The following is a 23,631-nucleotide window of genomic DNA, read 5'->3' on the forward strand; positions in this document are numbered from 1 at the left end:
CTGGCCGGGAGGAGCCGCGGCGCGCGGGCACACAACACGCCGCAGAAGCAAATTACAAGCACTGCGCGACCACGGCGCGGCGTAATCGCGGCGAACCGGTGGCGCCGGAGCGCTACCGAGCGGCTGGCTGCTCGGGCCAAAGGCGGTCTGCCCATTTGCCGGCAAGAAAGCGCAGATTTTTCTCGGAGACCCGGTGACAACACGAATTGTTGTTCCTATAAGCGTCCCGCGATGTTTGCGACGCCCGGAAGAGGTGGCGCAAGGTCCGAGTCTCGGGAGGAAAAGCGACCGCCCCGCAGCCAATGCGTGGGATATTTAAAGGTCGAGCCACTGAAGCTTGAAAAGCAAGGCCTCGGGCCTTGCTTTTTTTATTCTTGGCCATACGCGCCGACGCTGGTTTTGCCTCTCCCGCGGGATGCGCCTCGACCCGCGGCCGCGGGCGGTTTCGGACGGCTGCACCAGGCCGCGCTGTGGAGGGCGGTGAAAGCGCGGAGAACCCGCAGGTTCGTCCGCCTCTCGAATTTGTCTTGCCAAGCCATTAACGCGCCAGGCTTTTTTGCGATGCGTGGTCGGCCGCGGAGCCTGCCCAGCGAGCCTGCCATTTACTTCCAGATCCGTCAGGACGACACAAGCTGGTCCTGGGTCCTGCTCAACGGCACCGGCGAGACGATCGCCGAGTCAGATCAGACCTTCCCGTCGGCCGCGCAGGCTTCCGCAGCCGCCCTGGCCTTCGCGCAGCTGGTCGCCCGAGCGGGCAAGTCGCTGACGGTGACGCCCGCGGTATCGCTCCTCTGAGCCGCGCTACAATCCGGTGAGCGGGAACACCGCCAGGGCAATCAGGAAGGCAGCCCCTGCCACAAGCGTCGTCCAGATGGCCTTCTCGCGCAGCCGCGGGGCTGCGGGCGCACCCGGATCCTGTCCCGGCACGACATGGGTCGGCCGCGTCTCAGGCTGGTTGCGCAGGGGCAGGACCGCGAAGAGCAGCGTCCACCAGACCACAAAGTAGAGGGCGATGGCGCCCCCTACGGTCAGCTTGAACAGGCCCACCGCCGCCGCCACGAAGGCGGCGATCAGCACGGCGATGACGGCGAGCGTCACCGGCGTCGAGCGGGCCAGCGTGTTCATCATCCGGCTCACACCTGCTCGAGTTCGACCAGGGTGCCGAGGAAGTCCTTCGGGTGCAGGAACAGGACCGGCTTGCCGTGGGCGCCGATCCGCGGCTCGCCAGTGCCGAGCACCCGGGCGCCCTGCGCTTTGAGCTTGTCGCGGGCGGCCAGGATGTCGTCCACCTCGTAGCAGACATGGTGGATGCCGCCGCCCGGGTTACGGGCCACGAAAGCTTCGATCGGCGAGCCCTCGCCCAGCGGGGACATCAGCTCGATCTTGCTGTTCGGCAGCTCCACGAACACGACCGTGACGCCGTGCTCGGGCTGCGGAAGGGGGGGTGTGATCGTGGCGCCCAGCGTGTCGCGGTAGACCGCGCAGGCGGCATCGAGATCCTGCACCGCGATGGCCACGTGATTGAGACGCCCGATCATGCTGGTTCCTCCCCGTTCGCGTACCGATCGGCAGATCGCGCCTGTTCCCTCCGCCGACCTCATCCTGAGGTGCTGCGTAGCAGCCTCGAAGGAGACCTCCAGAAATCGCGGTTCTGACTGGAGGGCGCCTTCGAGACCCGCTGGCGCGGGTACCTCAGGATGAGGGGCGATTGGCTCCGCCGTGGTACGCTCTTCCGATCTCGTACCTCAAACTTCGACCACCTGCACGTGGCAGGCGGGCTTCTTGCCCCAGACCTCGTTGACTGCGGTGCGCACGGCTCGGTCGACCGTCTTCTCGACGCCCTCCGAATCCTTCAGCTTGCCCCGCGACATTCCCGACAGGGTGCGCGACACGGCATCGACCACCGTCTCGATCAGGGGCTCGCCGGAGCGTCCGCGGTTGGGCAGGCCGATGATGTCCACCGCCGGCTCGCCGAGCACGACCCCGTCCTCGTCGATGGCGATGGCCACCGAGACCAGACCCGCCTGCATGAGCTTGCGCCGCTCGGGGATCGCCCGATCCTTCTCGTCGATCAGGACGTCGCCGTCCTTGAACAGGCGGCCGCCCTTCACGTGGTCGATCACCTCGGGCTTGCCGGGGCTCAGGCGGATGAGGCTGCCATTGCGGGCCTTGACCACGTTCTGCACGCCCTGGGCGCGGGCGAAGCGGGCATGCTCGTCGAGGTGCAGCGCCTCGCCGTGCACCGGGATCGCGGTGCCGGGGCGGGTCCACTTGTACATCTCGACCATCTCGTCCCGGCGCGGATGGCCGGAGACGTGGACGAGCTCGGTCCGGTCGGTGACCACCTCGACACCCTGCTCGATCAGATCGTTGATGATCGCGCCGACGTCGCGCTCGTTGCCGGGGATCGCGCGTGAGGAGAAGATGACCTGGTCGCCCGCGGTCAGGCTGATATCCGGGTGGTCGCGGCGGGAGACCCGGGCGAGCGCCGCCCGGGGCTCGCCCTGCGAGCCGGTGAGCAGGGCCACGACGCGCTCGCGGGGCAGGCTCTTCCAGGAATCCGAGCGGCGGAACTCCGGCAGGCCGTCGAGGTAGCCGCACTCCCGGGCCACGTCGATTACCCGATCCATGGCCCGGCCGACCGCCACGATCTCACGCCCGCAGGCCACGGCCGCCTCGGCCACGGCGCGGATGCGGGCGACGTTCGACGCGAAGGTGGTCACCGCGACCCGGTGCGGAGCCTCCGCAATCAGCCGCTTCAGCGTCGCCGCGACCTCCTGCTCGCTCGGAGAGAAGCCCTCGCGCACCACGTTGGTCGAATCGCAGACGAGGGCCAGGATGCCCTCGTCGCCGAGCGCCTTGAACGCCTCGGGCGAGGTGACCTCACCGGCCACGGGGGTCGGGTCGATCTTCCAGTCGCCGGTATGGACGACGAGGCCCGCCGCCGTGCGGATCGCGATGGCGTTCGACTCGGGGATGGAGTGCGAGACCGGGACGTATTCGAGTTCGAACGGGCCGACGGTCACGCGCCGGCCCGGCTTCACCTCCCGCAGGTCGACCTTCGGCGCGCCGGGATCGGAGAGGCGGCGGGTCTCCAGCAGGTTCTTGGCAAAGCGCGTGGCGTAGACCGGCGCCTTGAGGCGGGGCCACAACTCCGAGATCGCCCCGATATGGTCCTCGTGCGCGTGGGTGATGAAGATGCCCAGCAGATCCTTGCGCTTCTCCTCGATGAAGGTGAGGTCCGGGTACATCAGGTCGATCCCCGGCATCTTCTCCTCGCCGGCGAAGCCCATCCCGCAATCGACCATGATCCACTTCCGGCCCTTCTCCGGGCCGAACCCGTAGAGCGCCGCATTCATCCCGATCTCGCCCACGCCGCCGAGCGGCAGGAAGACCAGCTCCTCCTGTCCCATCACCATCTGTCGTCGTCCAACGTCAGGCCGCCGTCGCGGCCGATCCGAAATGCACCTCGCCCGCCGTCACGGTATGCCGGTTCCCATCGGGGGCGAGGATCACGAGCCGCCCCCCCTCGTCGATCGTCTCGAACACGCCCCGCAGGATGTGCCCGCCGCTGTGCACCGCGATCTCCGACCCGAGACCCGCGGCCCGCGCGAGCCAAGTCGCGCGCAGGTCAGCGAAATTCCGTCCCCGGTCCCAGGCGCGTGCCCGCGCAGCCATCCGGTCCGAGAGGTGTTCCAGTAGCGCCTCCGCGCTGCCCGCGTAACCCGCCGCTGCCAAGCTTGCTGCGCGGAAACCCTCCGGGGCCGCCGCGACGTTGACGCCGAAGCCGACCACGACCGCCCGCCGGCCGGCCGGCAGCGTCTCCGCCTCCAACAGCAGGCCCGCGAGCTTCGCGCCGCCGAGCAGCACGTCATTGGGCCACTTGAGCCTGAGAGATCGGGCTTTGGTGCCGGAACCGGTATCCGGCAGGGTGCCGCAGGCCGCGTCCAGCGCCTCGATCAGGGCGAGGCCGGCCACGAACCCGAGTTCCGCGAGGTGCTCCGGCGCGACTCCGGCGACTGGCCAGAGCACGCTCGCCGCGAGATTGCCGGGCAGGGACGCCCAGGTATTGCCGCGCCGGCCCCGGCCCGCCTCCTGGCGGTGCGTCACGACCCAGAGCGGGCCGGTCTCCCCTGCACGCGCCTGCGCCATGGCCTCCGTGTTGGTGGAGGCCAGGGTCTCGTGGACATGCAGGCGGTGGCCCTGGGCGCGTGCCTCGGGCCCGAGTCGATAGCTCAAGGCCGGCCTAGAACAGAGCCCGGGCCGCCCGACCGGCGGCGCCGACCAGCGGCCCCGGCATCAGGAAGAACAGAACCACCACGACGCTCGACAGGGCCAGCACCACGCGCAGTCCCGGCGCCATCGCCTCGTAGGGCTCCTTCGGCTCGTCGAAATACATGATCCGCACGACGCGCAGGTAGTAGTAGGCGCCGACCACGCTGGTCACCACGCCGATCACCGCGAGCGTCACGAGGCCCGCCTTAATGGCGGCAGCGAACACGTAGAACTTCGCGAAGAACCCGGCGAGCGGCGGGATGCCGGCGAGCGAGAACATCATCGCGGCGAGGCAGAAGGCGAGCCAGGGATGGGTCCGCGACAGGCCCGCGAGATCCTCGATCGACTCGAACATCACGTCCCGGCGCCGGAGCGACAGGATGATCGCGAAGGAGCCCAGCGTCATCGCCAGATAGATGATCATGTAGGTGACGAGACCGCTGATCCCCTCCTCGGAGCCGCAGGCGAGTCCGATCAGCGCGTAGCCGATATTGGCGATGGACGAGTAGGCCATCAGCCGCTTGATCGAGGTCTGGCCAATGGCCGCGAAGGAGCCGAGCGCCATCGACACCACTGAGACGAAGACGAAGATCTGCTGCCAGACCGCCGTCACATCCGGGAGCGCGCCGATGAAGACGCGGACCGTCATCGAGACCGCCGCCATCTTAGGCGCGGAGGCGAAGAACGCCGTCACGGGAGTTGGCGCGCCCTCGTAGACGTCCGGCGTCCACATGTGGAACGGCACCGCCGACATCTTGAAGCACACGCCGGCGGCCACGAACACGATCCCGAGCACGATGCCCAGACCCGCGTTCTCGTTCAGCGCCGAGACGATGCCGGGGAACGAGACCGTGCCGGTGAAGCCGTAGATCAGCGAGGCGCCGTAGAGCAGCATGCCCGAGGAGAGCGCGCCGAGCACGAAGTACTTGAGGCCGGCCTCGGTGGACTTCAGGTCATCCCGGTGGAAGGCCGCGATCACATAGGCGGCGAGCGACTGCAGCTCCAGGCCGAGATAGAGCGCGATCAGGTCGTTGGCCGAGACCATCACCATCATGCCGATGGTGCAGAGCACGATCAGGACCGGAAACTCGAACCGGTTGATGCGCTCACGCTTGAAGAAGTCATGCGCCAGCAGGATCGTCGCCGAGGAGCCCAGCAGCACCAAGGACTTCATCACCTTGGAGAACGCGTCGGACACGAACGCCCCCGACAGGGTGGTCACCCGGCCGTGGACCGGCTGCGACACGACCACGAACAGGGCGACGAGCAGCAGAGCCAGGGCGCCGATGCTCACGGTCTCCGCCGAGCGGTCACCGCGCCAGGCGCCGTAGAGGATCAGAACCATGACCCCGACGCCGAGGATCAGCTCGGGCAGGAGCGGGGCCAGCGAGGGCAGGACGGAGTGGACGGTGGGCATCTGTTCCGTCTCAGCGCGGGACCGGCAGCGCGGCGGCGGCGGTCTGGGTGTTGGACAGGGCGGCCTTCATGCTGGTCATCAGCGCGTCGGTCGAGGGTGCGAACACGTCGAGCACGGGGGCCGGGTGCACGCCGTAATAGATCGTCAGTGCCACGAGAGGGCCCAGGATGATCTTTTCCCGGAGATCCAGATCCAGGATGCCCTGGAGGTTCGGCTTCTCCAGCTTGCCGTAGATCACACGGGCGTAGAGCCACAGGGCGTAGGCGGCCGACAGGATGATGCCGAAGGTCGAGAAGAAGGCGACGTTCGGGTTCGCCTTGAAGGCGCCGAGCATCGACAGGAACTCGCCGACGAAACCGGAGGTGCCTGGCAGGCCGACATTGGCCATGGTGAAGACCATCATGGCCACAGCGTAGAGCGGCATGCGCTTCACGAGGCCGCCATAGGCGGCGATCTCGCGGGTGTGCATCCGGTCGTAGATGACGCCGACGCAGAGGAAGAGCGCGCCCGACACGATGCCGTGGGAGATCATCAGGAACAGGGCGCCCTGGATGCCCTGCTCGTTCAGCGTGAACAGGCCCAGCGTCACGAAGCCCATATGGGCCACCGACGAGTAGGCGATCAGCTTCTTGATGTCGGTCTGCATCATCGCGGTGAGCGAGGTGAAGATGATCGCGATCACCGAGAGGGCGAAGACCAGTGGGGCGAAGTCCTGGCTCGCCACCGGCAGCATCGGCAGCGAGATCCGGATGAAGCCGTAGCCGCCCATCTTCAGGAGGATGCCGGCCAGGATCACCGACCCGGCGGTGGGCGCCTCCACGTGGGCGTCGGGCAGCCAGGTATGGACCGGCCACATCGGCATCTTCACCGCGAAGGAGGCGAAGAAGGCGAGCCACAGCCAGGTCTGCATCTGCACCGGGAAGCGGTACTGCAGCAGGGTCGGGATGTCGGTGGTGCCGGCCTGCCAGTACATCGCCATCACGGCGAGCAGCATCAGCACCGAGCCGAGCAGGGTGTAGAGGAAGAACTTGAAGCTCGCGTAGATCCGGCGCTGCCCACCCCAGATGCCGATGATCAGGAACATCGGGATCAGGCCGGCCTCGAAGAACAGGTAGAACAGCAGCAGGTCGAGGGAGGCGAACACGCCGATCATCGTCGTCTCGAGGACGAGGAAGGCGACGAAGTACTCCTTCACCCGGAAATGGATCGAGTGCCACGAGGCCCCGATGCAGAACGGCATCAGGAAGGTGGTCAGCAGGATCAGCGGCATCGAGAAGCCGTCGACGCCGAGCTTGAACCGGATCGTCTCGGTGAGCCACGCGTGGCTCTCCACCAGTTGGAAGCTCGACGAGGCGGCGTCGTAGCGGCTCCATGCCACCAGAGAGAGGAGGAAAGTGACGATCGTGGTCGCGAGCGCGGCCCAGCGGCTGTTGCGCGCGACCGATTCCTCGTCGCCGTTCAGCGTCAGGATGAAGGCCGCGCCGCAGAGCGGCACGATCAGCAGACCGGAGAGGATGCCGAGGCCGAGCATGTCAGTGAGCACCCTTGGGCAGGCCGGACATCAGGTACCAGCTGATCAGGCCGGCGACGCCGATGAGCATGACGAAGGCGTAGTGGTAGAGGTAGCCGGTCTGGAGGCGGACGACCCCGCGGGTCACGTCAATGACGCGCGCCGCGATACCGTTGGGACCGAGCCCGTCGATGATCCTCCCGTCGCCCTGCTTCCACAGGAACAGGCCGAAATCCTTGGCCGGCCGGACGAAGATCCGGTCGTAGATCTCGTCGAAGTACCACTTGTTGAGCAGGAAGCGGTACAGCGACGGCTGCTGCGCGGCGAGCTGGCCCGGCAGCTCCGGCCGGCGGATGTACATCCAAAAGGCCAGGACGAAGCCGAGGATCAGCATGATCAGCGGCGAATAGGAGACCAGCGCCGGGACCTCGTGGATCTCGTGCATGATGTGGTTCTCGGGGCCGTGCGCCAGGGCGTGGCCCCAGAATCCGTCCATCCCCTCGCCGATGAAGCGGTTGTGGAAGATGATCCCGGCGAACAGCGCGCCGAAGGCGAGGATCGCCAGCGGGATCGTCATCACCAGCGGGCTCTCGTGGGGCGTGTGGTCACCGTGGTGGCCGTGCCCGTGATGGTCGTCGGCGACGAGGTCGCTCTTGTGCGCCGGTTCGATATCGTGGCCGCGGTCGTCGTGGGCGACGCCCTCGGTGTGGCCGGGGGCCCCATCCGCCTCGTGCGCCATGGCGGAGTGCGCCACCGCGGGGGCGTCATGATGGTCGTGGGCCGCGTGCGCACCCCATCGGGCCGGCCCCTCGAAGGTCATGAAGAACAGGCGCCACGAGTAGAACGAGGTGAAGAAGGCCGCCACCACGGTGCACAGGAAGGCGAGCGTGTGGCCCGGCCGGGTCGACGCGTAGGCCGCCTCGATGATCGCGTCCTTCGAATAGTAGCCGGCCGTGTAGGGGAAGCCGATCAGCGCGAGCGAGCCGATCGCCATCATGGCGCTGGTGTAGGGGATGTAGCGGCGCAGGCCGCCCATGTTCCGCATGTCCTGCTCGTGGTGCATCGCGTGGATGACCGAGCCGGCTCCCAGGAACAGCAGCGCCTTGAAGAAGGCGTGGGTGAACAGGTGGAACACGCCCGCCGCGTAGGCGCCGACGCCGAGCGCCACGAACATGTAGCCGAGCTGCGAGCAGGTCGAGTAGGCGATCACCCGCTTGATGTCGTTCTGCACGAGGCCGACCGTGGCCGCGAAGAAGGCCGTGATGCCGCCGATCACCGTCACCACGATGAGCGCGTTCGGCGCCTCCTCGAACAGCGGCGACAGGCGCGCGACCATGAACACGCCGGCGGTCACCATGGTGGCGGCGTGGATCAGCGCCGAGACCGGCGTCGGACCCTCCATGGCGTCTGGCAGCCAGGTGTGCAGCAGGAATTGCGCCGACTTGCCCATGGCGCCCATGAACAGCAGCAGGCAGGCGAGCGTCAGGGCGTTCCAGTCGTAGCCGAGGAAGTGGAAGCTCAGCGTCTTGATGGTGTCGACCTTGCCGAAGATCGCGTCGAACGCCACCGAGCCGGTCAGCGCGAAGACCAGGAAGATGCCGAGCGAGAAGCCGAAATCGCCGACGCGGTTGACGATGAACGCCTTCATGGCGGCGGCGTTGGCCGAGGGCTTCTCGTACCAGAAGCCGATCAGCAGGTAGGAGGCGAGGCCCACGCCCTCCCAGCCGAAGAACATCTGCACGAGGTTGTCGGCCGTCACCAGCATCAGCATGGCGAAGGTGAACAGCGACAGGTAGGCGAAGAAGCGCGGCCGGTGCGGATCCTCCTCCATGTAGCCCACGGAATAGAGGTGCACGAGGGTCGAGACCGTGGTCACGACCACGAGCATGACCCGGGTCAGGGTATCGATCTTGAAGGCCCAGTCGACCTGCAGGTCCCCGGCCGAGAACCAAGAGGCGACCTGCACCCGCTCGGCGTGGCCGCCGTCGAGGAACACGCCCCAGGCGATCAGCGCCGTGAAGGCGAGGAGCGCCGTGGTGATGTACTCGCAGGCCCGCGCCCCGATGTACCGGCCGAACAGGCCGGCGATCAGGAAGCCGATGAGCGGGAAGAAGACGATCGCGTGATACATCGCTCTCTTGCAGTCCGTCCTCCGGGCCGTCCGCTCAAGCGGCGGCGTCCGGATGTCACTCGGGGCGCGCGAAGAAGAAGGCCCTAGCCCTTCATCATGCTCACGTCTTCCACCGCGATGGAGCCGCGATTGCGGAAGAACACCACGAGGATCGCGAGGCCGATTGCCGACTCGGCGGCCGCGACCGTCAGCACGAACAGGGCGAAGACCTGTCCGGTGATGTCGTTCAGCTGCGTCGAGAAGGCGACGAGGTTGATGTTGACCGAGAGCAGGATCAGCTCGACCGACATCAGGATGACGATGATGTTCTTGCGGTTGATGAAGATGCCGAGCACGCCGAGCGTGAACAGGATCGCCGCGACGGTCAGGTAGTGGCTCAGGCCGATCATCGTTCCAATCCTCCGGCGGGCATCAGACCTCGACACCCTGGCGCGACGGGACCTTGCGGGTCTCCACTGCCATCGCCTGGGTGCGGGCGTTCTGCACCGCGATGTTCTGGCGCTTGACGCCCGGCCGGTCGCGGAGCGTCAGCACGATCGCGCCGATCATGGCGACCAGCAGGATCAGGCCGGCGAGCTGAAAGAAGTAGGCGTATTCCGTGTAGATCACCCGGCCGAGCGCCTGGGCGTTGGTGAGGTTCTCGGCCGCCGCGACGTTGCCGAGCGGCGCCTGGACGAGACCCGGATCGATGCTCCAGGAGCCCACCACCAGCAGCAGCTCGACCAGGAAGATCGCCCCGATCAGGCCGCCGATCGGCAGGTATTGCTGGAAGCCCTGGCGCAGCTCGGCGAAGTCGACGTCGAGCATCATCACCACGAACAGGAACAGGACCGCCACCGCGCCCACGTAGACGACCACGAGGATCATCGCGAGGAACTCGGCGCCCATCAGGACGAACAGTCCGGCGGCGTTCACGAAGGCGAGAATCAGGAACAGCACCGAGGCGACGGGATTGCGCGAGGCGATCACCATGAAGCCCGACGCGACCGTGATGCTCGCGAACAGGTAGAAGAAGGCGGCTGCTGCGGTCATGCGCTGGTCGGGATCGGCCGCCGGAGCGGCCCCTTCTGCCGTGCGTGGAGACGGTCCGCAGCGGGCGGCCCGTCTATAGAACCCGGTCGGCGGGGGCACAACAGCGCCCCCGGCATGGCTCTAGAGCATCGCACCGGAAACGGGAACCGGTGCGATGCTCTAGAGCCTTGGTGTTGCATCATCTTCTTCCGAAAGCCGGTGACCGCCTTTCGGAATGATGCATTAGCGGTAAGGCGCGTCCATCGCGATGTTGCGGGCGATCTCGCGCTCCCAGCGGTCGCCGTTCAGCAGGAGCTTCTGCTTGTCGTAGAGAAGCTCCTCCCGGGTCTCCACCGAGAATTCGAAGTTCGGCCCTTCGACGATGGCGTCCACCGGGCAGGCCTCCTGGCACATGCCGCAATAGATGCACTTCACCATGTCGATGTCGTAGCGCGTCGTGCGGCGGGTACCGTCGTTGCGGCGCGGGCCGGCCTCGATGGTGATGGCCTGGGCGGGGCAGATCGCCTCGCAGAGCTTGCAGGCGATGCAGCGCTCCTCGCCGTTGGGATAGCGGCGGAGCGCGTGCTCACCCCGGAAGCGCGGGCCGCGATGGCCCATCTCGAAGGGATAGTTGATCGTGGCCTTCGGCTTGAAGAAGTAGCGCATGCCGAGGATCATCCCGGACACGAACTCCTTCAGGAGAAGGCTCTTGGCGACCTGATCGAGCTTCATGCCCGGATCTCCGATGCGAAGGGTGGGCTCAGGCGCCCGGCGCGAGGCCGGTCAGCTTGAGCACGAAGGCGACGACCACGACCGAGATCAACGAGAGCGGCAGGAACACCTTCCAGCCGAGGCGCATGAGCTGATCGTAGCGGTAGCGGGGCACGATGGATTTCACCATCGCGAAGAGGAAGAACAGGAAGCTCGCCTTCAGGACGAACCAGATCACGCCGGGCACCCAGGTGAAGGGTGCGAACGGGATCGGTGAGAGCCAGCCGCCCATGAACAGGACCGTGCCCAGCGCGCACATGCTCATGATGGCGACGTACTCGCCCAGCATGAACAGCAGGTACGGGGTCGAGGAATATTCGACCATGTAGCCGGCCACGAGCTCCGACTCGGCCTCCGGCAGGTCGAAGGGCGGGCGGTTGGTCTCGGCCAGCGCCGAGACGAAGAACACCACGAACATCGGGAACAGCCACAGCCAGTACCAGCCGAAGATGCCGAGGCTGGTATCCTGCGCCATCACGATGCGCGACAGGTTGAGCGAGCCGGCGCAGAGCAGCACGCAGATGATCACGAAGCCGAGGGACACCTCGTAGGAGATCATCTGCGCCGCCGAGCGGAGCGCGCCCAGGAACGCGTATTTCGAGTTCGACGCCCAGCCGCCCATGATGACGCCGTACACGCCGAGCGACGAGATCGCGAAGATGTAGGTGATGCCGACGTTGATGTCGGCGATCGCCCAGCCGTCGGCGAGCGGGATCACCGCCCAGCTCGACAGGGCGAGCATCGCGAAGACCAGCGGCGCCAGCAGGTAGATCGCCTTGTTGGCGCCCGCCGGGATTACCGGCTCCTTGATCACGAACTTGATCAGGTCGGCGAAGGACTGGAACAGGCCGAACGGCCCGACCACGTTCGGGCCGCGGCGGAGCTGCACCGCCGCCCAGATCTTCCGGTCGGCGAGCAGTGCGTAGGCGATGAAGACGAGGAGCGCGGCGAGGAGCACGAAGCTCTTCAGCACGATCAGGAGCACGGTCCCGAGGATTTCGAGCGGGGTCATCGGTGGCTCCTACTCGGCCGCCGCCAGGGGCCGCGCCTCGGCGGCGCGCTCACGGGCGATGCGCGAGCATTCGGCAAGGATGCGCGAGGCGCGGGTGATCGGGTTGGTGAGGTAGAAGTCGGTCACCTGCGAGGCGAAGGCCGGTCCGCCTGTCGTGCTGCCGCGGACGGCGAGCCGGTCAACAGCCTCCGCCACGTTGCCCGGCTCCACGGTCCCGACCGCCGCGAGGTGCGGGTGGGCGGCGTAGAGTGCCCGGCGGAGCGCGGTGAGCGAATCGAAAGGCAGGCGGTGACCCAGCACGTCCGACAGGGCGCGCAGGATCGCCCAATCCTCGCGGGCGTCGCCCGGCGGGAAGGCGGCGCGGTTGCCCATCTGGACTCGGCCTTCCGTGTTCACCCAGGTTGCCGACTTCTCGCTGTAGGCAGCGGCCGGCAGGATCACGTCGGCGCGGGAGGCCCCGCGATCGCCGTGGGTGCCCTGGTAGATCATGAAGGCGCCCGGCGGCACGTCGCGCTCGTCGGCCCCGAGGTTGAACAGCACGTCGAGTGCCCCCGGCTCCAGCATGCCCGAGAAGGTCAGACCGCCCTCCCCCGGCACGAAGCCGAGATCGAGCGCCCCCACTCGCGCTGCCGACGTGTGCAGAACGCCGAAGCCGTTCCACTCCGTCGAGACCGCGCCGATCTCCTTGGCGAGCGACGCCGCCGCGGCCAGAACCCCCGGCTCGGCATTGGCGCCGACGATCACGAGCGGCGCCTTCGCCGCCTTGAGCACCTCCAGGAAGCTGTGTTCGCCGCGGGCGAGCGCCGCGAGCGAGTCGGGGCCCGCGCCGATGTAGTGGCTCGGATAGGTCAGATCGATCGGCTCGCCGATGACACCCACCGCCAGCGGCGCCATGCGCCAGCGCTTGCGGATGCGCACGTTCAGCAGCGAGGCCTCGGTGCGCGGGTTGGCGCCGACGATCAGGATCGCGTCCGCCGCCTCGATGCCCGCGATGGTCGGGTTGAAGATGTACGAGGCACGGCCGAGCGCCGGGTCGAGGCCGGCATCGGTCTGGCGGCAGTCGAGGTTCGGCGAGCCGAGACTCCGCATCAGTTCGCGCAGCGCGAAGATCTCCTCCACGCCCGCGAGATCTCCGACGACCGCGCCGATGCGCTTCGGATCCGTGCCCTTGACCCTGGCGGCGATGGCCTGGAACGCCTCCGCCCAGGAGGAGGGCCGGAGCCGGCCGTTCTCGCGCAGGTAGGGCCGGTCGAGGCGCTGCATCCGCAGCCCGTCGATGTGGTAGCGGGTCTTGTCGGAGATCCACTCCTCGTTGATCTCCTCGCTGATCCGCGGCTCGATCTGCATGACCTCGCGGCCGCGCGTGTCGATGCGGATCGCTGAGCCGACCGCGTCCATCACGTCGACCGACTCGGTCTTGTTCAGCTCCCAGGGCCGCACGTTGTAGCTCTGCGGCCGGTGCACGAGGGCGCCCACCGGGCAGAGGTCCGCGACGTTGCCCTGAAGCTCCGAGGCCATCGACTGCTCGAGGTAGCTGGTGATCTCCATGTCCTCGCCGCGGCCGATCGCGCCGAGGTCCGGCACGCCCGCCACCTCGGCGAGGAAGCGCACGCAGCGGGTGCAGTGGATGCAGCGGTTCATCGCGGTCCGCACCAGCGGGCCGATATACTTCTCCTCGACCGCGCGCTTGTTCTCCTTGTAGCGGGTCGAATCGACCCCGTAGGCCATCGCCTGGTCCTGGAGGTCGCAATGGCCGCCCTGGTCGCAGATCGGACAGTCGAGGGGATGGTTGATGAGGAGGAACTCCATCACCCCCTCGCGGGCCTTCTTGGTGCCCTGCGAGCGCGTCAGCACCTCCGGCGGCTCGCCGTTCGGGCCGGGGCGGCAATCCTTCACCGCGTAGGCGCAGGACGCCACGGGCTTCGGCGCGCCCTTCAGCTCGACGAGGCACATGCGGCAATTGCCGGCGATCGACAGGCGCTCGTGGAAGCAGAAGCGCGGGATCTCGGCCCCCGCGGCCTCGCAGGCCTGGAGCAGGGTGTAGTCGGCGGGAACATCGACCTCGGTGCCGTCGACGAGGATTTTTGTCATCGGATCGTCTCGTAAACTGGCCCAAACGCGCGAGGTCTGATCCCACCCACGCCCTCATCCCGAGGTGCGAGGCGCAGCCGAGCCTCGAAGGAGATTTCCAGCCCGCCCCGCGATCTCCGGAGGCCTCCTTCGAGGCCCGCTGACGCGGGCACCTCGGGATGAAGCTGTGGGTTGGACAACGGCATCGTGCCTCTACTCGGCTGCCATCGGCACAGGCTCGCTGTGCGGGTTGGCGGTGTAACGGTCGATGCGCTTCTCGATCTCGGGACGGAAGTGCCGGATCAGGCCCTGGATCGGCCACGCCGCCGCATCGCCGAGCGCGCAGATGGTGTGCCCCTCGATCTGCTTGGTGACCTCGAACAGCATGTCGATCTCGCGCTTCTGCGCGCGGCCCTCGGTCATGCGCTGCATCACCCGCCACATCCAGCCGGTACCCTCGCGGCAGGGCGTGCACTGGCCGCAGGATTCGTGCTTGTAGAAGTACGAGATCCGCGTGATCGCCGCGACGATGTCGGTCGACTTGTCGAGCACGATCACCGCCGCCGTGCCTAGGCCGGAGCCGAGGTTGCGGAGCGTGTCGAAATCCATCTTGGCGTCGACGATCTGCTCACCCGGCACCAGCGGCACCGACGAACCGCCCGGGATCGAGCACAGGAGATTGTCCCAGCCGCCGCGCATGCCGCCGCAATGGCGGTCGATGAGCTCGCGGAAGGTGATGCCCATCTCCTCCTCGACGTTGCACGGCTTGTTGACGTGGCCGGAGACGCAGAAGAGCTTGGTGCCGGTGTTGTTCTTGCCGCCGAGGCCCGCGAACCACGCACCGCCCCGGCGCAGGATCGTGCCGGCGACCGCGATCGACTCGACGTTGTTCACCGTCGTGGGGCAGCCGTAGAGGCCCATATTGGCCGGGAATGGCGGCTTCAGCCGCGGCATCCCCTTCTTGCCCTCGAGGCTCTCGATGAGGGCCGTCTCCTCGCCGCAGATATAGGCGCCCGCGCCGTGGTGGACGTAGATGTCGAACGGGTAGTCGTGCACGTTCGACTGGCCGACGAGGCGGGCCGCGTAGGCCTCGTCCACCGCCTTCTGGAGCGCGTGCTTCTCGGCGACGTATTCGCCGCGGATGTAGACGTAGCAGGCATGTGCGCCCATGGCGAAGCAGGCCAGCATGCAGCCCTCGATCAGGAGGTGCGGATCGTGCCGCATGATCTCCCGGTCCTTGCAGGTGCCCGGCTCCGACTCGTCGGCATTGACCACGAGGTAGTGCGGGCGCCCATCGGACTTCTTGGGCATGAACGACCATTTGAGGCCGGTGGGGAAGCCCGCGCCGCCGCGGCCGCGCAGACCCGAGGCTTTCATCTCCTCGATGATCCAGTCGCGGCCTTGGCTGAGCAGGAACTTGGTCCCGTCCCAGGCGCCGCGCTTCTTGGCGGCCTCCAGACCCGGAGAGTGCAGCCCGTAGAGGTTGGTGAAGATGCGATCCTGATCCGACAGCATGTCAGGTCCTCACTGAGCCGGCGCCGACAGGGCCTTGGCCTGCCCCACCCAGTCCTCGCGGTCGATGCGACCCGGGAACGCGAGGTAGGTGCCGACCCAGGCGATCTCGGCGCGGGACCAACCGGCGATCTGGTCGAAATGGTAGATGCCGAGCCCGTTCAGGCGCTGGCTGTTGCCCGGGCCGATGCCCTTGATCCGGGTGAGATCGTCCGGCTGCCCGGCGCGGGCGGCGTCGAGGCCCAGCGGCCGGGTGCCGACCGCATTCGCCTTCTGCTCGGGGGTCGCGTCCTTCGGCAGGGCCGCGAGAGCCCCGGCGACGCGGGCCTCCTCATCCTCGGCTGCCACCTCGGCCTGGCTCGCGCCGGAGGCCTCGGGCTGCTGCGGAACCGCGTCGCGGTCCGGCGCTTCCTGATGGCCCTGATCGCCGGCGGCCGGCTCACCCTCGGCGACCCGCTTGGCCGGCGCGTCGAGCACGTCCGCGTCGCCCTGGCGCGCGACGCCGTGCTTGGCGGTGGAACGGCCGCGCTCGGCCGCGTCGGCGCGATCCTCGGGCTTGACCGGCGTCTCGCCCGCGGCGGCGCGCTGGGCCGGCGCATCGCTCACCGTCCGCTCCACCGGGCGCCCGGCATCGGGCCGGGCCGGCTTCGGATCCGTGGCGGCCTGTTGCGTGCTCGCGGCTGCCTCGCCGGTCGCGGCGACCGGCTCCTCAGTCTTGCCGGCCTCCTCGAAGCGCTTGCGCCAAGCGCCGACGCGCGAGCCGTCGAACAGGGTCGGGTCGGTGAGGGTGTCGGCGCCGCCCAGGGGCTCGGACGAGACGCGCCCGATCTGCGAGCCGACCTTCACGGGCCGGCCGGCGGCGAGATCGTCCATCAGCTGCCCCAGCGATTCCGGGGTCAGGTCCTCGTAGTAGTCCTGGTTGATCTGCACCATCGGCGCGTTGCAGCAGGCGCCCAGGCACTCGACCTCGAGCCACGAGAAGTTGCCGTCGGCCGAGACATGGCCGGGCGGCCCGAGCCGGGCCTGGAGCATCTCCTTCAGCCCGCGCGCTCCGCAGGAATCGCACGGGACCGTCCCGCAGACCTGGATCCAGAAGCGCCCCACCGGCTCTAGGGCGAACATCGTGTAGAAGGTCGCAACCTCCAGCACGCGGATGTTGGGCATGCCGAGCTCGGCCGCCACAGCCTCGATGGCGGCGCGCGGCAGCCAGCCGCCGTTCTGCTCCTGCGCCTTCCACAGGAGCGGGATGACCGCGGAGGCCTGACGCCCCTCGGGGTACTTGGCGATCTGGGTCTTCGCCCACTCCGCGTTCTCGGGGGTGAACGCGAAGCTCTCGGGCTGCTCCGAGGCCGGGGCGAGTCTGCGGTTTGCCATCGCTTCTGTCTTACCGATCCACTTCGCCGAACACGATGTCGAGCGTGCCGAGCACGCAGGACACGTCGGCTAAGAGGTGCCCGCGGCACATCCAGTCCATCGCCTGCAGATGCGCGAAGCCCGGCGCGCGGATCTTGCAGCGATACGGCTTGTTGGTCCCGTCGGACACCAGGTACACGCCGAACTCGCCCTTCGGCGCCTCGACCGCGGCGTAGACCTCGCCCTCGGGCACGTGGAAGCCCTCGGTGTAGAGCTTGAAGTGGTGGATGAGCGCCTCCATCGAGCGCTTCATCTCCCGGCGCGGCGGCGGCGCGAACTTGCCGTCCAGCGCGGCGATCGGGCCCTGGCCGGCCGGCTCGCGCAGCTTGGCAATGCACTGCTTCATGATGCGCACCGACTGGCGCATCTCCTCCATGCGGATCACCTGCCGGTCGTAGGTGTCGCCGTTCTTCCCGACGGGGATGTCGAACTCCATCTCCTCGTAGCACTCGTAGGGCTGCGCCTTGCGCAGGTCCCAGGGAATTCCTGAGCCGCGCACCATCACGCCCGAGAAGCCCCACTGCATCGCCTCGTCCACCGACACGATGCCGATGTCGACGTTGCGCTGCTTGAAGATGCGGTTGGCCATGACGAGGTCGTCGAGATCCTGGACGACCTGCAGGAACGGGTCGCAGAACGCGTCGATGTCGTCGATCAGCTTCGGCGGCAGGTCCTGGTGGACGCCGCCGGGCCGGAAGTAGTTGGCGTGGAGCCGGGCGCCGGAGGCCCGCTCGTAGAAGATCATCAGCTTCTCGCGCTCCTCGAAGCCCCAGAGCGGGGGCGTGAGGGCGCCGACGTCCATCGCCTGCGTGGTGACGTTGAGGAGGTGCGACAGCAGGCGGCCGATCTCACAGAACAGCACGCGGATCAGCTGCGCGCGCCGTGGCACCTCGATCCCGGCGAGCTTCTCGATCGCCAGGCAGAAGGCGTGCTCCTGGTTCATCGGCGACACGTAGTCGAGCCGGTCGAAATAGGGCGTCGCCTGCAGGTACGTCTTGTACTCGATCAGCTTCTCGGTGCCGCGGTGGAGCAGCCCAATATGCGGATCGACCCGCTCGACCACCTCGCCGTCGAGTTCCAGCACGAGGCGGAGCACGCCGTGCGCCGCCGGATGCTGCGGGCCGAAGTTGATCGCGAAGTTGCGGATGTTGTGTTCGGTCATCGGACGGCCCCGTTCTCAGGCCGACTTCTTCTCGTCGCCCGGCAGCACGTAATCCGTGCCCTCCCAGGGCGAGAGGAAATCGAAGTTCCGGAATTCCTGGGTTAGCTGCACCGGCTCGTAGACCACGCGCGCTTGGTCCTGGTCGTAGCGGACCTCGACGAAGCCGGTGAGCGGGAAGTCCTTGCGCAGGGGGTGCCCCTCGAAGCCGTAATCGGTGAGCAGGCGGCGCAGGTCGGGATGACCCGAGAACAGGATCCCGTAGAGGTCGTAGGTCTCGCGCTCGTACCAGTTGGCGGCGGGAAACACCTCGATCACCGAGGGGACAGGGGTCACCTCGTCGGTCTGAACCTTCAACCGGATGCGCACGTTGTGGCGCAGGGAGAGCAGGTGGTAGACCACGTCGAAGCGCTTCTCGCGCTGGGGGTAGTCCACGCCGCAGATGTCGATGAAGTTGCGGAAGGCGCAGCCGGAATCGTCGCGCAGGTAGGTCAGCGCGTAGACGATGTCGGAGGCCTGGATCACTAGCGTGAGCTCGCCGAACGCGAGGGTGTGAGACACCACCGCCGGCCCGAGCGCACCCGTGATGCGCTCGACCAGGCCCGGCAGGGCGCCCGCGCCGTATTCCGGCTGCGTGTGAGGGAGGATCGAGATGCCGTTCGTCATGGCCGCTCCTCAGCGCTCGATCGTGCCGGTTCGGCGAATCTTCTTCTGCAGCAGCAGCACGCCGTAGAGCAGCGCCTCGGCGGTGGGCGGGCATCCGGGCACGTAGATGTCCACCGGCACCACCCGGTCGCAGCCGCGCACCACCGAATAGGAGTAGTGGTAGTAGCCGCCGCCGTTGGCGCAGGAGCCCATGGAGATGACGTAGCGCGGCTCCGGCATCTGGTCGTAGACCTTGCGCAGGGCCGGGGCCATCTTGTTGGTCAGGGTTCCGGCAACGATCATCACATCGGACTGGCGGGGCGAACCGCGGGGCGCGAAGCCGAATCGCTCGCAATCGTAGCGCGGCATCGACATCTGCATCATCTCGACCGCGCAGCAGGCGAGGCCGAAGGTCATCCACATCAGCGAGCCTGTCCGGGCCCAGTTGATCAGCTCGTCCGTCGTGGTGAGCAGGAAGCCCCGGTCGGCCAGCTCGTCGCTGATCGACAGGAAGGTCGGATCGTCCGCGCCGATCGGGCGGCCGGTGTTGGGATCGATGATCCCCTTCGGCTGGGGCGCGATCGCGGGGGCGCGGTTGGTATCAGTGATCAGGGCCATCGGCGACTCAAGGATTCTGTGCGGGCGGCTGGCGGCGGGACGTCAGTCCCACTCGAGGGCGCCCTTGCGCCACTCGTAGACGAAACCGACGGTCAGCACGCCCAGGAAGACGATCATCGACCAGAAGCCGAACCAGCCCAGATCCCCGAAGGTGATCGCCCAGGGAAACAGGAACGCGACCTCGAGGTCGAAGATGATGAACAGGATCGCGACGAGGTAGAAGCGCACGTCGAACTTCATGCGGGCATCGTCGAAGGCGTTGAAGCCGCACTCGTAGGCCGAGAGCTTCTCCGGATCCGGGCTCTTGAAGGCGACCAGAAACGGCACGACCAGCAACGCCGTGGCAATGAACAGCGCCACGCCGATGAACACGATGAGCGGCAGGTAATCCGCCAACAATCCGGTCATGCCAGGGCCTCGCGAGACGTAGAAAACCGCGGTGCGACGCCGACCCGGATTCGCCCGTGGAATTGTTCTTATGCCAGGGTGCGCGCGGCCGGAGGCTTAGTCGAGCCGCCGCCCCGTGACAATGGCTTGTCGCGTCGCACAAAGCGCGCTGTCACCCGTGTCCTGAGATGGGCGGGCGGCGGCGCAGCTGCAACACGGCGGAAGCGCGCAGGTCCCTAAGTCGAGGTCGGTGCGAATCCGCGCCGGACACGCTTGACAGCTCCCGACGCGCCCCATAAACCCCGCCCCGTCGCCGGGCGAAACGCCCCTTTCAAGGCGGCCACGCCGTGCGGGCGTAGCTCAGTTGGTTAGAGTGCCGGCCTGTCACGCCGGAGGTCGCGGGTTCGAGCCCCGTCGCCCGCGCCACGTTCCCTGAACATCCAGTAAAGGCGGTCCTGCGGCTCTCCGCGCCAGTGGGAAGACGTCCGTTTCGGCCGGACTGATCCGGACCGCTAGGGCGATCCCCTCCCCGGCCTTCGACCAATGGTCAGGCCGCCTTAGGCGCTTCGGGTTCGGACTTCATCGCAGGGACTGGGCTCGGGCGGGTGCCGCGGAGGCTCAAGGCGATCCCGGCGAGGATCAGGCTGCCGCCCGCCAGGATGTCGGCGCTCAGCGGTTCGCCGAGGATCAGGTGCGTGCTCAGGATCCCCGCCACGGGAACCAGGAGGGCGAAGGGCGTCACGGCGGCCGCCGGGTAACGGGTCAGGAGCCGGTTCCAGAGGCCGAAGGCGAGGAGCGTCGTCGGATAGGCCTGGAACGCGACGGACAGGACCGTCAGCCAGTCCGGATGCGCCAGGGCCGTCAGGGCGCCGGGCCCTTCCACGACCAGCGACAGGACCAGCAGCGGCGGTGTCGTGGCGAGGCTGCCCCAGACCATCAGGGCGCGCATGTCGACCCGGCCGATCCGCTTCGCGATCACGTTCGCGCAGGCCCAAGCCAGCGCGGCGCCGACCACCATCAGCAACGGGCCTGGCGGGGCGCCCCCGGCGCGTCCGAGAGCCACCGCGGCCACGCCCAGGAGCGCGATGACGCCGCCCAGGACCTGAAGGCCCCGTGGGCGCTCCTTCAGGAGGGCCCAGGCCAGCGCCACGGTGAACGGCACCTGGACCTGGATCAGCAGCGACGACAGGCCGGCCGGCATCCCGAGTCGAATCGCCGTGAACAGCAGCCCGAACTGCCCGACCCCGAGCGCCAGACCGAACCCGGCCACCAGGGCGGCGGGGGCCCGGGGCGGCCGGATCACCAGAACTGCCGGGGCGGCCGCGCAGGCGAAGCGCAGGGTGCACAGCATCAGCGGCGGGACCGTCTCCAGCCCGACCTTGATGGCCACGAAGTTCACCCCGAGAATCGTGACCACCAAGAGCGCGGCCAGAACATCACGCAGCGTCATCCGGGCGATCCTAGGCCACCCCCTGCCCGGTCACCACCGCCGTGTCGTCCGTTGGGCGCTCCGACGTTCGTCGCGCCGCCCGATCAGCAGATCGATGGCATCGCCGATCCCCGGCGCGTGGGCGTCGGCCACGTCCTGCGGCGTCAGCCCGATATCCTTCAGCTCCCGCGCCGACAGCGTCGAGAGGCGCTGCATCACGCGGCGGTTCATCCCCGCGCGCGACAGGCCGGCCCGCACCTCCGCGATGGCCTCGGCGATCGCTCCGGCCGACCGGGCGATCCGCGAGGGCCGGGTTCCGCTGTCGGCCGTCCCGGAAAGGCAATGGTCCATGATCCCCTCCTCCGTCTCTCTGGGGCGGCGCGATCCTGCCCCGGCGGGGCTGGCGGCGACAGGAACACTTCGGTACGGTTCGGAAGAATTGTCCGGTCGGATGGGCAGTACGGATGTCGATCGCCACCAAGCCTGCCGGGACGCGTGTCGAAGCCGTGGCCGGGGAGATCCGCGAGCGGATCGCGGCGCGGCGGCTGGTCCCGGGCGTCCGGATCCCGTCGGTGCGCGCCTTCGCGGACGCGATGAAGGTCTCGAAGTCGACCGTCGTGGAGGCTTATGAGCGGCTCGCCGCAGAGGGCGCCGTGGTGGCGCGGCCGGGCTCCGGCTTCTACGTCGCCGGCAAGACCCGGCCGCTCTCGCTCCAGGCGATGGGGCCCCGACTAGACCGGATCGTCGACCCGCTCTGGATCACCCGGCAGGCGCAGCAGGCGGGCTCCGACCAGCTCAAGCCCGGGGCCGGGTGGCTGCCCGATTCCTGGATGCCCCACGAGGCGATCCGGCGCGGCCTCCGCCGGGTGGCGCGGGCCGACCTCGCCGAGATGACCAATTACGACCGGCCGCTGGGCTACGAGCCTCTGCGCAACCAGATCGCCCGCAAGGTCGGCGAGAAAGGCGTCGGCGCCGAGCCCGACCAGATCGTGCTGGTGGAATCCGCCACACAGGCGCTGGACCTCGTCTGCCGCTTTCTGCTCCAGCCCGGCGACACCGTACTGGTGGACGATCCCTGCTACTTCAACTTCCTCGCGCTGCTGCGCGCCCAGCGGGTCTCGGTCGTCGGCGTCCCGGTGACCCCGGAGGGGCCGGACCTGCGGGCGTTCGCCACCCTGCTGGAGCGGCACCGGCCGCGCTTCTACCTGACCAACGCGGCGCTCCAGAACCCGACGGGGGCGAGCCTCGCGCCGACGGTGGCGCATCGCCTGCTGAAGCTGTGCGAGGCGCACGACACCCTCATCGTCGAGGACGAGATCTTCGGCGATCTCGAGCCCGAGGCGGCCCCGCGCCTCGCGGGTTTCGACGGGCTGGAGCGGGTGATCCAGATCGGCAGCTTCTCGAAGACCCTGTCGGCCGCCGCGCGCTGCGGCTGGATCGCCCTGCGGCCCGACTGGGTCGAGCCCCTGGTCGATCTCAAGCTGGCGCTGAGCCTCGGCAACGGGCACGTCACCGCGGCCCTCGTGCACACGCTGATCACCGAGGGTGCCTACCGGCGGCACCTCGCCGAGACCCGCCGGCGCTTGGCCGGCGCGATGGTGCAGTCCTCGGCGGCGCTGCGCGCCTGCGGCCTGGAAACCTGGGCGCAGCCCCGGGGCGGCTTCTTCCTGTGGATGCGCCTGCCGGACGGGCGCGACGGGGCCGACGTCGCCCGCCGGGCGCTCGCCCGGGGCATGGTGCTGGCGCCGGGCACCTCGTTCAGCCTGTCGGACGAGTGGAACGGCTACATGCGCTTCAACGTCGCCCATTGCGCCGATCCGCGCATCCGCCCGATCCTGCGCGAGGCGCTCGCCTGATCCTCGCGCGATCGGGTGGGCAGGCGCAACTCCGCCCGCAGGCCGGTGACCGCGCCGCTGGCGCTCCGTGCCGTAGGCCTGTCCCTGGCGCAGGGCACGCCAAGCCAGCCGGCGCCGGTCGAGCCGGTTTCGATCCCCGCGCTGGCACCCTCGGGCGCGATGGCGATCCGGGGCACGGTCACCCAGCTCGTCGGCAGCAGGTTCGTGGTTCAGGACGCCACCGGCCAGGCCCTGGTGGGGACCGGCTGCGGGGGCGGCGGTCTCGTCGCCAAGGGTGAGAGCGTCACCGTGCGGCGTCGGTTCGAGACGGGCTTCCCGCACGCCCGCGTCCTCCCGTCTCGCAGCCGACGGGAGGATTGAGGCCGTGGAGCCGATGAAGGCAATGGAACTCATGAAGCCCAAGGAGCCGATGGGG

At 68.3% G+C, this 23,631-nt stretch carries 23 protein-coding genes and 1 tRNA gene; 4 read left to right on the top strand and 20 right to left on the bottom strand.

Features of this window, described 5'->3' with window-relative positions; all coding sequences use genetic code 11:
- Positions 1-600: 600 nt before the first annotated feature.
- Complete coding sequence (locus tag ACYCO6_RS19795) at positions 601-795, top strand: hypothetical protein (protein WP_459773625.1); 195 nt, start codon at positions 601-603, stop codon at positions 793-795.
- A gap of 6 nt (positions 796-801) precedes the next feature.
- On the opposite strand, the gene ACYCO6_RS19800 is transcribed toward ACYCO6_RS19795, so the two are convergent.
- The 18 genes from ACYCO6_RS19800 to ACYCO6_RS19885 form a co-directional block, all read right to left on the bottom strand.
- On the bottom strand, positions 802-1,128 hold the full coding sequence (locus ACYCO6_RS19800) for a DUF1467 family protein (RefSeq protein WP_459762490.1): 327 nt from the start codon (positions 1,126-1,128) through the stop codon (positions 802-804).
- Between the two features lie 5 nt (positions 1,129-1,133).
- Positions 1,134-1,538, bottom strand: coding sequence for a methylmalonyl-CoA epimerase (gene mce / locus ACYCO6_RS19805; protein WP_043381911.1), 405 nt, complete (start codon positions 1,536-1,538; stop codon positions 1,134-1,136).
- A 207-nt stretch (positions 1,539-1,745) separates the two neighbouring features.
- Positions 1,746-3,419 carry a ribonuclease J gene (locus ACYCO6_RS19810; RefSeq protein ID WP_459762493.1) on the bottom strand — a complete coding sequence of 558 codons (1,674 nt, stop codon included), beginning with the start codon at positions 3,417-3,419 and terminating at the stop codon, positions 1,746-1,748.
- A 16-nt stretch (positions 3,420-3,435) separates the two neighbouring features.
- Complete coding sequence (locus ACYCO6_RS19815; RefSeq protein WP_459762495.1) at positions 3,436-4,239, bottom strand: biotin--[acetyl-CoA-carboxylase] ligase; 804 nt, start codon at positions 4,237-4,239, stop codon at positions 3,436-3,438.
- A 7-nt stretch (positions 4,240-4,246) separates the two neighbouring features.
- The gene (gene nuoN / locus ACYCO6_RS19820) at positions 4,247-5,692 is read right to left on the bottom strand and encodes an NADH-quinone oxidoreductase subunit NuoN (protein WP_459762497.1); all 1,446 of its coding nucleotides are present in this window, start codon (positions 5,690-5,692) and stop codon (positions 4,247-4,249) included.
- A gap of 10 nt (positions 5,693-5,702) precedes the next feature.
- A complete protein-coding gene (locus ACYCO6_RS19825; protein ID WP_459762499.1) occupies positions 5,703-7,223 on the bottom strand; it encodes an NADH-quinone oxidoreductase subunit M in 1,521 nt (506 codons plus the stop codon).
- A 1-nt stretch (position 7,224) separates the two neighbouring features.
- The gene (nuoL, locus tag ACYCO6_RS19830; protein WP_459762501.1) at positions 7,225-9,333 is read right to left on the bottom strand and encodes an NADH-quinone oxidoreductase subunit L; all 2,109 of its coding nucleotides are present in this window, start codon (positions 9,331-9,333) and stop codon (positions 7,225-7,227) included.
- 83 nt (positions 9,334-9,416) lie between these two features.
- Complete coding sequence (gene nuoK / locus ACYCO6_RS19835) at positions 9,417-9,722, bottom strand: NADH-quinone oxidoreductase subunit NuoK (RefSeq protein WP_010686008.1); 306 nt, start codon at positions 9,720-9,722, stop codon at positions 9,417-9,419.
- A 22-nt stretch (positions 9,723-9,744) separates the two neighbouring features.
- Positions 9,745-10,365 carry an NADH-quinone oxidoreductase subunit J gene (locus tag ACYCO6_RS19840; RefSeq protein WP_459762504.1) on the bottom strand — a complete coding sequence of 207 codons (621 nt, stop codon included), beginning with the start codon at positions 10,363-10,365 and terminating at the stop codon, positions 9,745-9,747.
- Positions 10,366-10,587: 222 nt separating this feature from the next.
- The gene (gene nuoI / locus ACYCO6_RS19845; protein ID WP_007560744.1) at positions 10,588-11,076 is read right to left on the bottom strand and encodes an NADH-quinone oxidoreductase subunit NuoI; all 489 of its coding nucleotides are present in this window, start codon (positions 11,074-11,076) and stop codon (positions 10,588-10,590) included.
- Positions 11,077-11,104: 28 nt separating this feature from the next.
- Complete coding sequence (gene nuoH, locus ACYCO6_RS19850; protein WP_459762507.1) at positions 11,105-12,127, bottom strand: NADH-quinone oxidoreductase subunit NuoH; 1,023 nt, start codon at positions 12,125-12,127, stop codon at positions 11,105-11,107.
- A gap of 9 nt (positions 12,128-12,136) precedes the next feature.
- On the bottom strand, positions 12,137-14,218 hold the full coding sequence (gene nuoG / locus ACYCO6_RS19855; RefSeq protein WP_459762509.1) for an NADH-quinone oxidoreductase subunit NuoG: 2,082 nt from the start codon (positions 14,216-14,218) through the stop codon (positions 12,137-12,139).
- Positions 14,219-14,410: 192 nt separating this feature from the next.
- Entirely contained in the window at positions 14,411-15,712 is a 1,302-nt protein-coding gene (gene nuoF, locus ACYCO6_RS19860) for an NADH-quinone oxidoreductase subunit NuoF (RefSeq protein WP_459762511.1), read from the bottom strand.
- Positions 15,713-15,721: 9 nt separating this feature from the next.
- Entirely contained in the window at positions 15,722-17,083 is a 1,362-nt protein-coding gene (gene nuoE / locus ACYCO6_RS19865; RefSeq protein WP_459762513.1) for an NADH-quinone oxidoreductase subunit NuoE, read from the bottom strand.
- Between the two features lie 10 nt (positions 17,084-17,093).
- Positions 17,094-18,284 (bottom strand): NADH-quinone oxidoreductase subunit D, encoded by a 1,191-nt coding sequence (locus tag ACYCO6_RS19870; RefSeq protein WP_459762515.1) that lies wholly within the window; start codon positions 18,282-18,284, stop codon positions 17,094-17,096.
- Between the two features lie 15 nt (positions 18,285-18,299).
- On the bottom strand, positions 18,300-18,947 hold the full coding sequence (locus ACYCO6_RS19875; RefSeq protein WP_459762517.1) for an NADH-quinone oxidoreductase subunit C: 648 nt from the start codon (positions 18,945-18,947) through the stop codon (positions 18,300-18,302).
- A gap of 9 nt (positions 18,948-18,956) precedes the next feature.
- Positions 18,957-19,544, bottom strand: a complete 588-nt coding sequence (locus tag ACYCO6_RS19880) for a NuoB/complex I 20 kDa subunit family protein (RefSeq protein ID WP_010686017.1) — start codon at positions 19,542-19,544, stop codon at positions 18,957-18,959.
- A gap of 42 nt (positions 19,545-19,586) precedes the next feature.
- Positions 19,587-19,952, bottom strand: coding sequence for an NADH-quinone oxidoreductase subunit A (locus ACYCO6_RS19885; protein ID WP_007560754.1), 366 nt, complete (start codon positions 19,950-19,952; stop codon positions 19,587-19,589).
- A gap of 328 nt (positions 19,953-20,280) precedes the next feature.
- Here ACYCO6_RS19885 and ACYCO6_RS19890 point away from each other — a divergent pair.
- Positions 20,281-20,357: transfer RNA gene (locus ACYCO6_RS19890), tRNA-Asp, on the top strand.
- A 121-nt stretch (positions 20,358-20,478) separates the two neighbouring features.
- On the opposite strand, the gene ACYCO6_RS19895 is transcribed toward ACYCO6_RS19890, so the two are convergent.
- Together ACYCO6_RS19895 and ACYCO6_RS19900 are read right to left on the bottom strand one after the other, a co-directional pair.
- Positions 20,479-21,381, bottom strand: a complete 903-nt coding sequence (locus ACYCO6_RS19895) for an EamA family transporter (RefSeq protein WP_459762520.1) — start codon at positions 21,379-21,381, stop codon at positions 20,479-20,481.
- 30 nt (positions 21,382-21,411) lie between these two features.
- On the bottom strand, positions 21,412-21,711 hold the full coding sequence (locus ACYCO6_RS19900; RefSeq protein ID WP_459762522.1) for a DUF1127 domain-containing protein: 300 nt from the start codon (positions 21,709-21,711) through the stop codon (positions 21,412-21,414).
- A gap of 113 nt (positions 21,712-21,824) precedes the next feature.
- Between ACYCO6_RS19900 and ACYCO6_RS19905 the strand changes: the two genes are divergently transcribed.
- Both ACYCO6_RS19905 and ACYCO6_RS19910 read left to right on the top strand, forming a co-directional pair.
- Entirely contained in the window at positions 21,825-23,216 is a 1,392-nt protein-coding gene (locus ACYCO6_RS19905) for an aminotransferase-like domain-containing protein (RefSeq protein ID WP_459762524.1), read from the top strand.
- Between the two features lie 45 nt (positions 23,217-23,261).
- Positions 23,262-23,576, top strand: a complete 315-nt coding sequence (locus ACYCO6_RS19910) for a hypothetical protein (RefSeq protein ID WP_459762526.1) — start codon at positions 23,262-23,264, stop codon at positions 23,574-23,576.
- The last annotated feature ends 55 nt before the right edge of the window (positions 23,577-23,631 follow it).

The organism is Methylobacterium sp. CM6257, from assembly GCF_054611515.1.

What these genes read in the sequence shown, in the direction of transcription:
- ACYCO6_RS19800 (WP_459762490.1), bottom strand. Translation starts at nt 1,128, where the DNA reads ATGATGAACACGCTGGCCCGCTCGACGCCGGTGACGCTCGCCGTCATC.
- mce (WP_043381911.1), bottom strand. Translation starts at nt 1,538, where the DNA reads ATGATCGGGCGTCTCAATCACGTGGCCATCGCGGTGCAGGATCTCGAT.
- ACYCO6_RS19810 (WP_459762493.1), bottom strand. Translation starts at nt 3,419, where the DNA reads ATGGTGATGGGACAGGAGGAGCTGGTCTTCCTGCCGCTCGGCGGCGTG.
- nuoN (WP_459762497.1), bottom strand. Translation starts at nt 5,692, where the DNA reads ATGCCCACCGTCCACTCCGTCCTGCCCTCGCTGGCCCCGCTCCTGCCC.
- ACYCO6_RS19825 (WP_459762499.1), bottom strand. Translation starts at nt 7,223, where the DNA reads ATGCTCGGCCTCGGCATCCTCTCCGGTCTGCTGATCGTGCCGCTCTGC.
- nuoL (WP_459762501.1), bottom strand. Translation starts at nt 9,333, where the DNA reads ATGTATCACGCGATCGTCTTCTTCCCGCTCATCGGCTTCCTGATCGCC.
- nuoK (WP_010686008.1), bottom strand. Translation starts at nt 9,722, where the DNA reads ATGATCGGCCTGAGCCACTACCTGACCGTCGCGGCGATCCTGTTCACG.
- ACYCO6_RS19840 (WP_459762504.1), bottom strand. Translation starts at nt 10,365, where the DNA reads ATGACCGCAGCAGCCGCCTTCTTCTACCTGTTCGCGAGCATCACGGTC.
- nuoI (WP_007560744.1), bottom strand. Translation starts at nt 11,076, where the DNA reads ATGAAGCTCGATCAGGTCGCCAAGAGCCTTCTCCTGAAGGAGTTCGTG.
- nuoH (WP_459762507.1), bottom strand. Translation starts at nt 12,127, where the DNA reads ATGACCCCGCTCGAAATCCTCGGGACCGTGCTCCTGATCGTGCTGAAG.
- nuoG (WP_459762509.1), bottom strand. Translation starts at nt 14,218, where the DNA reads ATGACAAAAATCCTCGTCGACGGCACCGAGGTCGATGTTCCCGCCGAC.
- nuoF (WP_459762511.1), bottom strand. Translation starts at nt 15,712, where the DNA reads ATGCTGTCGGATCAGGATCGCATCTTCACCAACCTCTACGGGCTGCAC.
- nuoE (WP_459762513.1), bottom strand. Translation starts at nt 17,083, where the DNA reads ATGGCAAACCGCAGACTCGCCCCGGCCTCGGAGCAGCCCGAGAGCTTC.
- ACYCO6_RS19870 (WP_459762515.1), bottom strand. Translation starts at nt 18,284, where the DNA reads ATGACCGAACACAACATCCGCAACTTCGCGATCAACTTCGGCCCGCAG.
- ACYCO6_RS19875 (WP_459762517.1), bottom strand. Translation starts at nt 18,947, where the DNA reads ATGACGAACGGCATCTCGATCCTCCCTCACACGCAGCCGGAATACGGC.
- ACYCO6_RS19880 (WP_010686017.1), bottom strand. Translation starts at nt 19,544, where the DNA reads ATGGCCCTGATCACTGATACCAACCGCGCCCCCGCGATCGCGCCCCAG.
- ACYCO6_RS19885 (WP_007560754.1), bottom strand. Translation starts at nt 19,952, where the DNA reads ATGACCGGATTGTTGGCGGATTACCTGCCGCTCATCGTGTTCATCGGC.
- ACYCO6_RS19895 (WP_459762520.1), bottom strand. Translation starts at nt 21,381, where the DNA reads ATGACGCTGCGTGATGTTCTGGCCGCGCTCTTGGTGGTCACGATTCTC.
- ACYCO6_RS19900 (WP_459762522.1), bottom strand. Translation starts at nt 21,711, where the DNA reads ATGGACCATTGCCTTTCCGGGACGGCCGACAGCGGAACCCGGCCCTCG.
- ACYCO6_RS19905 (WP_459762524.1), top strand. Translation starts at nt 21,825, where the DNA reads ATGTCGATCGCCACCAAGCCTGCCGGGACGCGTGTCGAAGCCGTGGCC.